Below are 12,354 nucleotides of genomic sequence, written 5' to 3'. Positions count from 1 at the left end.
CCGCTTCGGCGCGCGGGCATGCCCGGAAACGGTCCTCCCGCCGCCGCCTAATTCTTGTGCACGCGGATCGGAGCGCGTCGAAGCCATCGCCAGCACGTCCCTGCCTGCCTATGATCTAGGCACGCAGGCGCGCCGGTTCGCCGCACTGCGCGCGGGCTCGCGGCACAGGCCCTGCTTGCCGCGATCGATCGCGTCCCGCTCGATCGGCCTGAGGAGTTCCATGTCCGAGACCCGCCCCCCGTACGATCCCGAGAGTTACGCCGCGGCCGCGGCGGCCCTCCTCGGCCTCACCCTCGACCCCGCGTGGATCGCCCCGGTGACCGCGAATCTGCGCGTCCTGGCCGCGGCGGCCGAGCTGGTGGAGGCCTTCCAGCTCGCCGACGAGATCGACGCGGCCCCGAGGTTCGAAGCGTGAGCGCGAGCGATCCCTCGACGGCAACGGCGATCGCCGCAGCGATCGTCGATGGCCGGACCACCGCGCGGCAGGCCGTCACGGCGGCGCTCGACCGGATCGGGCGCCTCGACGACCGGGTCGGCGCGTTCACCGACGTGCTGTCCGCCCGCGCTCTGGCCCGGGCCGACGCGCAGGACGCGGCGCGCCGCGAGGGTGCGTCGCCGGGCCCGCTGGCCGGCGTGCCGTTCGCGGTGAAGAACCTGATCGACATCGACGGCCTGCCGACCCGCGCCGGATCGAGGATCAACCGGGAGCGGCCGCCGGCCGAGCGGGACGGCGCCCTGGTCCGGCGCCTGGAGGCCGCGGGGGCGATCCTCGTCGGCGCCCTCAACATGGGCGAGTACGCCTACGACTTCACCGGCGAGAACATCCACGACGGCGACGCCCACAACCCGCACGCCCTGGATCACATGACCGGCGGCTCGTCGGGCGGCTCGGGCGCGGCCCTCGCCGCCGGGATGGTGCCGCTGACCCTGGGCTCCGACACGAACGGCTCGATCCGCGTGCCCGCCGCCTTCTGCGGCTGCTTCGGGCTCAAGCCGACCTACGGCCGGCTGTCGCGCGCGGGGAGCTTCCCGTTCGTGGGCAGCCTGGACCACCTCGGGCCGATGGCCCGGAGCGTGACCGATCTCGCGCTCGCCTACGACGCCATGCAGGGCCCCGATCCGGACGATCCGGTGGCGACGCTCCGCCCGGCGGAGCCGGTCCTGCCGCGGCTCGAGGCGGGGATCGACGGCCTGCGCGTCGCGGTGGCCGGCGGCCATTTCGCCCGCAACGGCGATCCGGAAGCCTTCGCGGCGGTGGCGCGCGCCGCCGAGGCGCTCGGCGCGCGGCGCACCGTCGAGTTGCCGGAGGCCCACCGCGCTCGCGCGGCCGCCTACCTGATCACCGCCGCAGAGGGCGCCACGCTCCACCTCGACCGTCTCCGCACCCGGCCGCAGGATTTCGACCCGGCGGTGCGCGACCGGCTGATCGCCGGGGCGATGATCCCGGCGCCCCACGTGGAGCGGGCGCAGCGGTTCCGCCGCTGGTACCGGGCGCGGGTGCTGGAGCTGTTCGAGACCGTCGACGTGATCCTGGCCCCGGCCACGCCCTGCCGCGCGCCGAGGGGCGGCCAGACCCACTTCGTCCTCGACGGCGTGACGCTGCCGGTGCGCGCCAATATCGGCGTGTTCACGCAGCCGGTCAGCTTCATCGGCCTCCCGGTCGTGGCGGCGCCGGTCCGGCTCGACGCCGGTCTGCCGCTCGGCGTCCAGATCATCGCCGCGCCCTGGCGCGAGGATCTCGTCCTGCGCGCGGCGCGCTATCTCGAACGGACCGGCGTCAGCACGGCGCCCATCGCGGAGCTTGCCCGATGATCATCGACGATCCCGCCGTGAAGGCCGAGGTCGAGGCCGCGTTCCGGGCCTACGAGACGGCGCTCACCACCAACGACGTCCCGACCCTGGAGGCGCTGTTCCGGGACGATCCGCTGACCATCCGCTACGGGATCGGCGAGAACCTCTACGGCATGGACGCGATCCGCGCCTTCCGCCGGGCCCGCTCCCCGGTGGGCCTGGAGCGGACCCTGGCGCGGACGCAGATCACCACCTACGGGCGCGACTTCGCCACCGCGATGACGCTGTTCACCCGCGCCAGCGCGCCGGGGAAGATCGGTCGCCAGAGCCAGACCTGGGCGCGCTTCCCGGAGGGCTGGCGGGTGGTCGCCGCGCACGTGAGCCTGATCGACGCGGACTAGCCGCGGAGCGGCCCGCGCCCCGGCGGGGGCGTGTGGCCGCGGGCTTGCATACGGTCGAGCGTATTCCGCGCCGTCTGGCGCGGACCAACGCGAGTACCCGACCCAAGATGCTGTCCCGTCTGAGAAAACTCGGCGCCCGTGCGGCGCTGGCCGGCGCCCTGGCGCTCTCCGCGAGCACCGCTGCCCTCGCGCAGGGGACGCTGCGGATCGGCATGACCGCCTCCGACATCCCGCTGACCACCGGCCAGACAGACAACGGCGGCGAGGGCATGCGGTTCATGGGCTACACGGTCTATGACGGCCTCATCAACTGGGACCTGTCGAGCGCCGAGCTGGCCTCCGACCTCGTGCCGGGGCTCGCCACCAGCTGGGGCGTCGACGCCACCGACAAGACCAAGTGGACCTTCAAGCTCCGGCCGGGCGTGAAATTCCACGACGGCTCGGACTTCACCGCCGACGCGGTGGTCTGGAACCTCGACAAGCTCCTGAAGGCCGACGCGCCGCAATACGACCCGCGCCAGTCCGCGCAGGGCAAGACCCGCATCCCGGCCGTCGCGAGCTACCGGGTGGTCGACCCGCTGACCGTCGAGATCACCACCAAGGCCCCCGACGCGACGCTGCCCTACCAGATCGCCTGGATCATGATGTCGTCGCCGGCCCAGTGGGAGAAGCTCGGCAAGTCCTGGGACGCCTTCGCCAAGCAGCCCTCGGGCACCGGCCCGTGGAAGCTGACCCTGTTCGCCCCGCGCGAGCGGGCCGAGATGGTCCCGTTCAAGGAGTACTGGGACAAGGACCGCGTGCCGAAGCTCGACAAGCTCGTGCTGATTCCGCTGCCGGAGGCCAACGCCCGGACCGCCGCCCTCCGCTCCGGACAGGTGGACTGGATCGAGGCGCCCGCGCCGGATTCCGTGGCCTCGCTGAAGAGCGCCGGCTTCACCATCGTCACCAACGCCTACCCGCATAACTGGACGTGGCACCTGTCGCGGGTCGAGGGCTCGCCCTGGAACGACATCCGCGTCCGCAAGGCCGCGAACCTCGCCATCGACCGCGAGGGCCTGAAGGAGCTGCTCGGCGGCCTCGCGATCCCCGCCAAGGGCTTCATGCCGCCCGGCCACCAGTGGTTCGGCCACCCGACCTTCGACATCAAGTACGACCCGGAGGCCGCCAAGAAGCTGCTGGCCGAGGCGGGCTACAGCGCGGCCAAGCCCCTGAAGCTCAAGGTCGCGATCTCGGCCTCGGGCTCGGGCCAGATGCAGCCGCTGCCGATGAACGAGTTCGTCCAGCAGAACCTCGCCGACGTGGGCATCCAGGTCGATTACGAGGTCGTGGAGTGGAACACGCTGATCAACATCTGGCGGGCCGGGGCCAAGGCCGACATCTCCCGCGGCGTCTCGGCGATCAACTACTCGTACTTCATCCAGGACCCCTTCACCGGCTTCATCCGCCACCTGCAGTGCAACTTCGCCCCGCCGAACGGCACGAACTGGGGCTATTACTGCGATCCGGCGATGGACAAGCTGTTCGATCAGGTCCGCAACACCTTCGACAAGGCCGAGCAGACGAAAGTCCTGGAGAAGGTCCACGAGAAGTACGTCGACGACGCGCTGTTCATCATGATCACGCACGACGTCAATCCGCGCGCGATGAGCCCCAAGGTGAAGGGCTTCGTCCAGGCGCAGAACTGGTTCCAGGACTTCTCGAAGATTACGATGGCGACCGCGGGGCGGTAGCGTAACGGGGCGCCTCTCTCCTCCCCCTTGTGGGGAGGAGCCGGAGGTGGGGGTGGTGCAGGCTAGGGCGTTGCGGTGCCTCCTGAACTACCCCCACCCCTGACCCCTCCCCACAAGGGGGAGGGGAATAGTCTCGGCTGAGTAGACAACAGGCCCTTGAATGCTGCTCTACATCCTCAAACGTCTGGTCTACGTGACGCCCGTGGCGTTCGGGGTCAGCGTCGTCTGCTTCCTCCTCGTCCACCTCGCGCCGGGCGATCCCCTGAGCGCGGTCCTGCCCGCCGACGCCACCCAGGCCACCATCGACGAGATGCGGGCCGCCTACGGCTTCGATAAGCCGCTGCCGGTCCAGTACCTGATCTGGCTCTGGCACGTGCTGCACGGCGATCTCGGAACCTCAATCGCCACCGGCCGGCCGGTGCTCGGCGAGGTCAGCCGCGCCGTGGTGAACTCGCTGATCCTGGCCTCGGTGGCGACCGTGATCGGCTTCACCTTCGGCACCCTGTTCGGCTTCGTGGCGGGCTATCACCGCAACTCCCTGGCCGACCGGGCCGCCTCGGCCGTGTCGGTCTTCGGCGTGAGCGTGCCGCACTACTGGCTCGGCATGGTCCTGGTGATCGTGTTCTCGGCCAATCTCGGCTGGCTGCCGCCCACCGGGGCCGGGCCCGACGGCTCCGGCAACTGGCGGCCCGACTTCGAGCACCTGCGCTACCTGATCCTGCCGGCCATCACGATGTCGGTGATCCCGATGGGCATCATCGCCCGCACGGTCCGGGCGCTGGTGGCCGACATCCTGTCCCAGGACTTCGTCGAGGCCCTGCGCGCCAAGGGCATGGACGAGCGCGGCGTGTTCCGCCACGTCGTGCGCAACGCCGCCCCGACCGCGCTCGCCATCATGGGCCTGCAGCTCGGCTACCTGCTCGGCGGCTCGATCCTGGTCGAGACCGTGTTCGCGTGGCCGGGCACCGGCTTCCTTCTCAACGCCGCGATCTTCCAGCGCGACCTGCCCCTGCTCCAGGGCTCGATCCTCGTGCTGGCGATGTTCTTCGTGCTCCTCAACCTGCTGGTGGACGTGATGCAGACCGCCCTCGACCCGCGCATCGAGCGCGCTTGAGCCGGAGCCCTACGATGACCGTTCCCGTCACCGCGGCCTCCGTGGCCCTCGACGGCGGCGTCCTCGCCGCCGAGGACGTGACCCACGGGCCCGAGGCCGCCTTCGCCCCGTCGCGGGGCTTCTGGGGCCATGTCGGCCACCGGCTCGTGCGCGACCCCGTCGCCATGGGCGCGGGCGCCGTGATCCTGATCGTCGTGCTGATCGCGATCCTCTCGCCCTGGATCACCCCGATGGACCCCTACAAGGGCTCCATGCTGCGCCGCCTCAGGCACGTCGGCGACGCCACCTACTGGCTCGGATCCGACGAGCTCGGCCGCGACATGATCAGCCGGCTGATGCTGGGCTCGCGGCTGTCGCTGTTCATCGGCGTCACGCCGGTGCTGATCGCCTTCGTGATCGGCTCCGCGATCGGGATCCTCGCCGGCTACGTCGGCGGCTGGACCAACACGATCCTGATGCGCACCATCGACGTGTTCTTCGCCTTCCCGTCGGTGCTGCTGGCGATCGCGCTGTCCGGGGCGCTCGGCGCCGGCATCTTCAACTCGATCGTGTCGCTGACCTGCGTGTTCGTGCCCCAGATCGCCCGCGTCGCCGAGAGCGTCACCACGGGCATCCGCAAGCGCGACTACATCGACGCCGCCAAGCTGTCGGGCGCCTCGGCGCTCACGATCATGCGCGTGCAGGTGCTCGGCAACGTCGTCGGGCCGATCTTCGTCTACGCGACCAGCCTGATCTCGGTCTCGATGATCCTGGCCTCCGGCCTCTCGTTCCTCGGCCTCGGCGTGCGCCCGCCCGAGCCCGAATGGGGCCTGATGCTCAACACCCTGCGCACGGCGATCTACGTCAACCCGGTCGTGGCCGCCCTCCCGGGCGTCTGCATCTTCGTCGTCTCGATCGCCTTCAACCTGTTCTCGGACGGCCTCCGGTCCGCCATGGAGATTCGCCAGTGAGCGTCATCCCGGACGCCCCCGACCCGTTCGCCCGCGACCGCGGCGGACCCGCCCAGCCGCTCCTGTCGGTCTCGGGCCTCGTCAAGCACTTCCCGGTCCGCAAGGCCGGGGGCAAGAAGCAGGTCGTGCGCGCCGTCGACGGCGTCGACTTCGACGTCCTGAAGGGCGAGACGCTCGGCATCGTCGGCGAGTCCGGCTGCGGGAAGTCGACGACCGCCAAGCTGCTCATGGGCCTGATCGAGCGCGATTCCGGCACGATGCTGTACGACGGCCAGCCGGTCGGCGAGCGCGCCATGCCGTGGCGGTCCTACCGGCGCCAGGCCCAGATGGTGTTCCAGGACAGCTACGCGTCCCTCAACCCGCGCATGACCGTCGAGCAGTCGATCGCCTTCGGCCCGAAGGTCAACGGCGTGCCCGCCCGCGAGGCGGTGGAGCGCGCCCGCGGGCTGCTCGCCCGGGTCGGGCTGGAGCCGAAGCGCTTCGCCGGCCGCTACCCGCACGAGATCTCCGGCGGCCAGCGCCAGCGGGTGAACATCGCCCGCTCGCTCGCCCTGGAGCCGCGGCTGGTGCTCCTCGACGAGGCGGTCTCGGCGCTGGACAAGTCGGTGGAGGCGCAGGTCCTGAACCTGCTCCTCGACCTGAAGGCCGAATTCGGCCTGACCTACATCTTCATCAGCCACGACCTGAACGTCGTGCGCTTCATCTCCGACCGGGTGATGGTGATGTATCTCGGCCGGGTCTCCGAGATCGGACCGTCCGACACGGTGCTCGACGCGCCGGCGCACCCCTACACCGAGGCGCTGCTCGCCTCGATGCCGTCGCTCGATCCCGACAACCGCACCCAGGCGGCGCTGCTCGCGGGCGACCCGCCGAACCCGATCGACCCGCCCCCGGGCTGCCGCTTCCACCCGCGCTGCGCCCTGGCGGAGGAGGTCTGCGGCCGGACGGAGCCGCCCCTCGACACGATCCGGCCGCTGCACCGCGTCGCCTGCCTCGCCCGCCAGCCGGGTTCCGGCCACTCCGCGGCGCCCGCGGGCGCGCTGGCAGCATGAGCACCCCGATGTCCGGTTCAGAACCCGCGGTCGCCCTCGAGAACCTGCGCGTCGCCTTCGGCAAGGTGCAGGTCGTCGACGGCGTCGACCTGAGCCTGGAGCGCGGTCAGGCGCTGGCGCTCATCGGCGAATCCGGCTCCGGCAAGAGCGTCACCCTGCGGGCGATCCTGCGGCTGTTCCCGGAGGGGCGCAGCCGGATCGAGGGCGGCATCCGGGCCGCCGGCAAGGACGTGCAGGCGCTGACCCGGCGCCAGCTCGCCGATTTCCGCGGCGGCGACGTCTCGATGATCTTCCAGGAGCCGCTGCTCGCCTTCGACCCGGTCTACACGGTCGGCCGGCAGATCACCGAGGCGATCCTGCGCCACGAGACGATCTCCAAGGACGCGGCACGGAAGCGGGCGCTCGCCCTGTTCGAGCGGGTGCGGATCCCGAGCCCGGAGCGTCGGCTCGACAACTACCCGCACGAGATGTCGGGCGGCATGCGCCAGCGGGCCATGATCGCGCTGGCGCTGGCCTGCCGGCCGCAGGTCCTGCTCGCCGACGAGCCGACCACGGCGCTCGACGCCACGGTGCAGATCCAGGTGCTGCTGCTGCTCCGCGAGCTGCAGCGCGACCTCGGCCTGTCGATCGTCATCGTCACCCACGATCTCGGCGCGGCGGTCGAGGTCGCCGACCGGATCGCCGTGATGTACGCGGGCAAGATCGTGGAAACCGGCACCGCGCATCAGGTGGTGCTGAACCCGCACCATCCCTACACGATCGGCCTGCTGCGCAGCCGGGCCGAGGGGGCGCTCGCCAAGGGCTCCCGGCTCCAGACCATCCCGGGCAGCCCGCCCGACCTCGCCAACCGCCCGCCGGGCTGCCCGTTCGCGCCGCGCTGCTTCCTGGCCGAGGAAAGCTGCCGCCGGGAGATGCCGCCGGTCGTCGAGATCGCCCCCGGCCACCGCGTCGCCTGCTGGCGGACCGAGGAGGCCTCGGCGGCCTACCGGGCCGGCCCGACCCCGGTGCGCGCCGCCGAGCCGGTCCCGGCCTGACCTCGACGCCCCCGCGCCGAGGCTTTATCCGGCTCGGCGCGGTCCCGCGGCGGCGGACCGCGTCCGAACCGGCCGCGCGGGCGTCACGATGAGCCAAGTCCAATCCGGGCCAGTCCTATCCGGGCCAGTCCCGTCCGAGATCCTGCTCGTCCCCCGGGGCGAGGCCGGGCACTTCCTGCCGGCGGCCCTCGGCTGGCTGGGCAAGCGGGTCACCGTCACCGCCCAACCCGGCCCGGCGAACCACGTCCTCTGCCTGCCGGTCCTCGATTTCGTGCGCCTGGGCTTCCCGGAGGCGAACGGGCGCCTCGGCCTCCTCGAACCGGGGGACGCCGAGAACCTCCGCGCCGGGCGCGCCGCGCTGCTCCTCGACCTCTCGAACGAGGGGCCGGGCCTGCACGCGCCGACCTTCGAAGCGCTGCACCGGAACCTCGAAGACCGCGGGATCCCGCGCGAGCGGGTGATCCTGGTCACGCAGAACCGGCTGCTGCGGCTCGACTACGAGCGCCTCTACGGCGAGGGCCTGCGGTTCTGGACCTTCGAGTTCTTCCCGCTCCAGGTCGCCCTCTGGCTGGACGACGCCGAGGGTCCGCGGCTCTTCCCCCAGCACCCCCTCGACCGCACCGGCTACGCGCCCTTCGCCCGCGCCGCCGGCCCGGCCCGGTTCCTCTGCCAGAACGCGGCCCTGCGCTGGCACCGGGTGCTGCTCTACCGCTGGTTCCAGCTCAGCGGGCTGGACCGCGACGGGCTGATCTCCTTCCACGGCATCGGCGAGGACAACCCGAAGGCGGGCGGCATCGACGTCTTCCACGCCCCGCCGGAGATCGAGGCGGCCTTCGGGCCGCTGCTCGCCGATGTCGGCAGCTGGATCCCGCGGCGGGCGCGGCGGATCGATGCCGATCAGGGCACCGACATGGTCATGACCCTCGACACCCAGGCCTACGCGGAGTGCGACCTGACCGTCATCTCGGAGACCGATTTCTTCGAGCCGGGCGTCGAGCGGATCACCGAGAAGTCGATCAAGGCGGCGGCGACGGGCCTGCCCTTCGTGACGGTGGGCGCGCCGCGCGCCGTCGCGCGGCTGTCCGAGCTGGGCTTCGAGACCTTCGGCGGCCTGATCGACCACCACTACGACCTCGTGTCCGACCCGGCCGAGCGGCTGCCGCTCGTGTTCCGGTCGATCGAGCGCGCCTGGGCCGCGTGCCGGGACGACCGGGCGCGCTGGCATCGCCTCGCCCGGGAGCAGGCCGAGGCCAACGTGGCCCACGCGCGGCGCGGATTGCTGCCGCAGTACGAGCGGGTGATGGTCGCGCCGCTGGTCGAGCGGCTGAACCGGTTCATGGAGACGGGCGCGATCCTCCACTGACCGCCGCCCGCAGGGCCTCCGCCATGCGCCGCACCGCCGGCTCGATCGCCCGCTCGGGCACGGCGGCGTAGCCGAGGAGCAGGCCCGGCTCCGCCGGTCCGGCATGGTAGGCCGAGAGCGCGACCGCCGAGATCCCCGCGCGGCCGAGCGCCGCCGCGGCGGCCACGTCGGCGAGGGCCGGGCGCCAGGCCGGCCCCGGCCGTGCGATGACGTGCATCCCACCCTCCATCGCGGCGATCGCCGCGACGTCCCCGGCGTGGCGGCGCGCGGCCTCGATCAGCGCCTCCTGGCGCAGGGCGTAGAGGCGGCGCGTCCGGCGCAGATGGCCGGCGAGGTGGCCGTCCTCGATGAAGCGCGCGAGCGCCCACTGGCCGATCCCGGGCGGGGCGGGACCGGTCTCGGCCAGCGCCTGATTGACCGGCGCGACGAGGCCGCGGGGCAGGACGAGGTAGCTCAAACCGAGGGCCGGCAGCAGCAGCTTCGAGAAGCTGCCGACGTAGATCACCCGGCCGCCGCGATCGAGGGCGCGCAGCGGCGCGAGCGGGCGCCCGGCGTAGCGGTAGGCGCCGTCGTAATCGTCCTCCACGATCCAGCCCGAGACCGCCTCGGCCCAGGCCAGCAGGTCGAGGCGGTTCTCCAGGCTCATGGCGTGCCCGAGGGGGTAATGGTGGGCCGGCGTCACCACCGCGAGCCGCGCGCCGGGCGCCCCCGCGGCGGCCAGGGCCACCGACAGGCCCCCGGGTCCGACCGGGACGGGGATGGGGTTCAGGCCGGCGCCGGCGAGGGCCTGCGCGATGCCCGGGAAGCCGGGCTCCTCCACCAGGGCGGTCTCGCCGGGATCGAGGAGCAGCTCGGCGAGCAGGCGCAGGCTCTGTCGGATACCCGCGGTGACGATGACGTCGTCGGCCTCGCAGGCGACGCCGCGCGCCTGCGCCAGGTAGGCGGCGATGGCGCCGCGCAGGGCCGGCGAGCCGCGCGGGTCCGGCCGCTCGGTCGGGCCGTGGCGCCACTCGGCCTGGAGCAGGCGACCCCAGACCTCGAAGGGGAAAGCGTCCTGCGCCGGCCGGCCCAGCGCGAAGGCGTCGGGCACGCCCGGACCCGCCATGTAGCGCCGGCTCGAAGCGGACACGAGGCGGGTGCCCCGACGGGACAGGGTCGGGGCCGGCTCGTCACCCGGGCGGCGGAGGGGGCCGGGCGCGGGCAGCGCGTCATCCGGCAGGGTCGCGGCGACGCGGGTCGCGGAGCCGGGCCGCGCCGTCAGGTAGCCCTCGGCGGTCAGCTGCTCCAGCGCCAGGACGACAGTCCCGCGCGCGCAGCCGAGGTCGGCGGCCAGGACCCGCGAGGCCGGGAGCCGGGCCCCGCGCGGCAGCCGGCGCTCGAGGATCGCCGCGCGCAGGCCCTCCCGGAGCTGCGCGTGCAGCGGCGCCGCGGCCGCGGTGTCGAGGGTGAGCGTCAGGGGCAGGCGAGCCCAGGCCATGCGGCAAACTGGTCCAGTCGCGGTGCGAGAATTGGACCTTTTGCCTGGACCGCCGAACGGTCAAGCCCGGATCCGCAAGATCGCCGCAGGACAGGCCCATGTACCAGCCGCCCCATTTCCGGGACGATTCACGCGCCGCGCAGCACGCGCTGATCCGCGCCAACCCCCTCGGCCTGCTGGTGACCGCCGGCGCGGGTGGCCTGACCGCCAACCCGATCCCGTTCCTCCTGGACGACGACGGTCCCCACGGGGTGCTGCGGGCGCATCTCGCCCGCGCCAACCCGCAGGGTCAGGATCTCGCCGCGGCAGAGGAGTGCCTGGTCGTGTTCCAGGGGCCGCAGGGCTACGTCACGCCGAGCTGGTACGCGAGCAAGCGCGAGCACGGCCGGGTGGTTCCGACCTGGAACTACGCCACCGTCCATGCCTGGGGCCGGCCGCGGATGATCGAGGATACGAACTGGCTCGGGCGCCAGATCGCCGACCTCACCGCCCTGCGCGAGGCGTCCCGGGCCGAGCCGTGGGCGGTCGCGGACGCGCCGGCGCCGTTCGTCGCCGCGCAGGTTCGGGGCATCATCGGCATCGAGATTCCGATCACGCGGGTCGAGGGGAAGTGGAAGATGAGCCAGAACAGGCCCGAGGCCGACCGGCACGGGGTCATCGCGGGGCTGCGCGCCGAGGGCGAGGCGGGTCTCGCCGGGCTGGTCGCCGAGCGGAGCGGGCTGTGAGCGCGCGCCTCAACGGCTTCGGCCAGCCCGTCGGCCCGGCGCTACCGGACTGGAGCCCGCGCCCGCGGCCGCCGCGCACGCCCCTGGAGGGCCGCTTCTGCCGGCTCGTGCCGCTCGACGCCGCGGCGCACGCGGACGCACTCTACGCCACCTACAGGGCCGCCCCCGACACGCGCGGTTGGACCTATCTCGGCGACGAGATGCCGGAGAGCGCGGAGGCCTACCGTGCGCGCCTCGCGCAGCAGCAGACGAGCGAGGACCCGCTGTTCCACGCGATCCTGGATCCCGAGAGCCGCGACGCCCTCGGGATCGCCTCGTATCTCCGGATCGATCCCGGCAACGGCGTGATCGAGGTCGGCCACCTCCACTTCGGCCCCCGGCTGCAGCGGGCGCCCGCCGCCACGGAGACCATGGCGCTGATGATGGCTCGGGCCTTCGACGAGCTCGGCTACCGGCGCTACGAGTGGAAATGCGACAGCCTCAACGCCCCGTCCCGGGCAGCGGCGCTGCGGCTCGGCTTCACCTTCGAGGGCATCTTCCGCAACGCCGTGGTGGTGAAGGGCCGCTCCCGCGACACGGCGTGGTTCTCCATCACCGATACCGAGTGGCCGCGGGTCCGCGCCGGCTTCGCGGCGTGGCTCGACCCGTCGAACTTCGACGGGTCGGGTCGCCAGCGGCGTGAGCTCGCGGACCTGCGCGCAGCCGCGGGCTGAGCCG

The 12,354-nt window shown here is 72.6% G+C and carries 12 protein-coding genes; 11 read left to right on the top strand and 1 reads right to left on the bottom strand.

Going from position 1 to position 12,354, the window contains the following annotated elements; all coding sequences use genetic code 11:
• Positions 1–220: 220 nt before the first annotated feature.
• From BLW78_RS12810 to BLW78_RS12770, 9 genes are all read left to right on the top strand, one after another.
• Complete coding sequence (locus BLW78_RS12810) at positions 221–415, top strand: AtzG-like protein (protein WP_091680016.1); 195 nt, start codon at positions 221–223, stop codon at positions 413–415.
• A complete protein-coding gene (locus BLW78_RS12805; protein WP_091680014.1) occupies positions 412–1,812 on the top strand; it encodes an AtzE family amidohydrolase in 1,401 nt (466 codons plus the stop codon). Before BLW78_RS12810 ends, BLW78_RS12805 begins: the two co-directional genes overlap by 4 nt.
• On the top strand, positions 1,809–2,192 hold the full coding sequence (hpxZ, locus tag BLW78_RS12800) for an oxalurate catabolism protein HpxZ (RefSeq protein WP_091680011.1): 384 nt from the start codon (positions 1,809–1,811) through the stop codon (positions 2,190–2,192). The genes BLW78_RS12805 and hpxZ overlap by 4 nt, the downstream gene beginning before the upstream one ends.
• A 107-nt stretch (positions 2,193–2,299) precedes the next feature.
• Positions 2,300–3,922, top strand: coding sequence for an ABC transporter substrate-binding protein (locus BLW78_RS12795; protein WP_091680008.1), 1,623 nt, complete (start codon positions 2,300–2,302; stop codon positions 3,920–3,922).
• A gap of 160 nt (positions 3,923–4,082) precedes the next feature.
• A complete protein-coding gene (locus BLW78_RS12790) occupies positions 4,083–5,036 on the top strand; it encodes an ABC transporter permease (protein WP_056522601.1) in 954 nt (317 codons plus the stop codon).
• Between the two features lie 14 nt (positions 5,037–5,050).
• Positions 5,051–5,986, top strand: a complete 936-nt coding sequence (locus BLW78_RS12785; RefSeq protein WP_091680005.1) for an ABC transporter permease — start codon at positions 5,051–5,053, stop codon at positions 5,984–5,986.
• Entirely contained in the window at positions 5,983–7,038 is a 1,056-nt protein-coding gene (locus BLW78_RS12780; protein ID WP_091680001.1) for an ABC transporter ATP-binding protein, read from the top strand. Before BLW78_RS12785 ends, BLW78_RS12780 begins: the two co-directional genes overlap by 4 nt.
• Positions 7,039–7,046: 8 nt before the next feature.
• Positions 7,047–8,072 carry an ABC transporter ATP-binding protein gene (locus BLW78_RS12775; RefSeq protein WP_091679999.1) on the top strand — a complete coding sequence of 342 codons (1,026 nt, stop codon included), beginning with the start codon at positions 7,047–7,049 and terminating at the stop codon, positions 8,070–8,072.
• 88 nt (positions 8,073–8,160) lie between these two features.
• Positions 8,161–9,435 (top strand): hypothetical protein, encoded by a 1,275-nt coding sequence (locus tag BLW78_RS12770; RefSeq protein ID WP_091679996.1) that lies wholly within the window; start codon positions 8,161–8,163, stop codon positions 9,433–9,435.
• Here the strand turns inward: BLW78_RS12770 and BLW78_RS12765 are convergent.
• Positions 9,407–10,912 (bottom strand): MocR-like pyridoxine biosynthesis transcription factor PdxR, encoded by a 1,506-nt coding sequence (locus BLW78_RS12765; protein ID WP_091679994.1) that lies wholly within the window; start codon positions 10,910–10,912, stop codon positions 9,407–9,409. The genes BLW78_RS12770 and BLW78_RS12765 overlap by 29 nt on opposite strands.
• Positions 10,913–11,010: 98 nt before the next feature.
• Between BLW78_RS12765 and BLW78_RS12760 the strand changes: the two genes are divergently transcribed.
• Together BLW78_RS12760 and BLW78_RS12755 are read left to right on the top strand one after the other, a co-directional pair.
• Entirely contained in the window at positions 11,011–11,637 is a 627-nt protein-coding gene (locus tag BLW78_RS12760) for an FMN-binding negative transcriptional regulator (protein ID WP_091679991.1), read from the top strand.
• Complete coding sequence (locus BLW78_RS12755; RefSeq protein WP_091679988.1) at positions 11,634–12,350, top strand: GNAT family N-acetyltransferase; 717 nt, start codon at positions 11,634–11,636, stop codon at positions 12,348–12,350. The genes BLW78_RS12760 and BLW78_RS12755 overlap by 4 nt, the downstream gene beginning before the upstream one ends.
• The last annotated feature ends 4 nt before the right edge of the window (positions 12,351–12,354 follow it).

Source organism: Methylobacterium sp. 275MFSha3.1 (genome assembly GCF_900108435.1).
In the GTDB taxonomy this organism is placed as follows: Bacteria; Pseudomonadota; Alphaproteobacteria; order Rhizobiales; family Beijerinckiaceae; genus Methylobacterium.
Note: the sequence above shows the minus strand (reverse complement) of the source record. Positions and strands in the feature narration are given on the sequence as shown.

Excerpts from the sequence above, each read along its gene's own strand:
- BLW78_RS12810 (WP_091680016.1), top strand. The coding sequence starts at position 221 with ATGTCCGAGACCCGCCCCCCGTACGATCCCGAGAGTTACGCCGCGGCC.
- hpxZ (WP_091680011.1), top strand. The coding sequence starts at position 1,809 with ATGATCATCGACGATCCCGCCGTGAAGGCCGAGGTCGAGGCCGCGTTC.
- BLW78_RS12795 (WP_091680008.1), top strand. The coding sequence starts at position 2,300 with ATGCTGTCCCGTCTGAGAAAACTCGGCGCCCGTGCGGCGCTGGCCGGC.
- BLW78_RS12790 (WP_056522601.1), top strand. The coding sequence starts at position 4,083 with ATGCTGCTCTACATCCTCAAACGTCTGGTCTACGTGACGCCCGTGGCG.
- BLW78_RS12785 (WP_091680005.1), top strand. The coding sequence starts at position 5,051 with ATGACCGTTCCCGTCACCGCGGCCTCCGTGGCCCTCGACGGCGGCGTC.
- BLW78_RS12775 (WP_091679999.1), top strand. The coding sequence starts at position 7,047 with ATGTCCGGTTCAGAACCCGCGGTCGCCCTCGAGAACCTGCGCGTCGCC.
- BLW78_RS12770 (WP_091679996.1), top strand. The coding sequence starts at position 8,161 with ATGAGCCAAGTCCAATCCGGGCCAGTCCTATCCGGGCCAGTCCCGTCC.
- BLW78_RS12765 (WP_091679994.1), bottom strand. The coding sequence starts at position 10,912 with ATGGCCTGGGCTCGCCTGCCCCTGACGCTCACCCTCGACACCGCGGCC.
- BLW78_RS12760 (WP_091679991.1), top strand. The coding sequence starts at position 11,011 with ATGTACCAGCCGCCCCATTTCCGGGACGATTCACGCGCCGCGCAGCAC.